The sequence below is a fragment of the Pseudoalteromonas sp. 20-MNA-CIBAN-0454 genome (genome assembly GCF_040308685.1).
In the GTDB taxonomy this organism is placed as follows: Bacteria; Pseudomonadota; Gammaproteobacteria; order Enterobacterales; family Alteromonadaceae; genus Pseudoalteromonas; species Pseudoalteromonas nigrifaciens.
The window spans coordinates 1-248 of sequence record NZ_JBEOOB010000217.1 but is presented as its reverse complement, the minus strand read 5'-3'; the positions used below and the strand labels follow the sequence as shown (position 1 = coordinate 248).

General features: G+C 8.1%; 1 protein-coding gene. It reads left to right on the top strand.

The features are described from left to right. A partial coding sequence (locus AAEZ22_RS18820; protein WP_352298557.1) for a hypothetical protein occupies window positions 1-248 on the top strand: 248 nt, incomplete at both ends.

Sequence of the window (248 nt, the reverse complement as noted above, 5' to 3'; positions counted from 1 at the left end):
CGGTTGGGTTTTTAAAAAAAAAAAAATTTTTTATTAAAAAAAACAAAGCCAAAAAAAAACCAAAACAAAAAAAAAAAAAAGAAAAAAAAAAAAAAAAAAAAAAAAAAAAATATAAAAAAAAAAAAAAAAAAAAAACAAAAAAAAAAAAAAAAAAAATTAAAAAAAAAAAAAAAAAATATTATAATAATAGTTTAAGTAAGAATTATATAAAATATAAAAAAAAAAAAAAAAAAAAAAACAAAGAAATA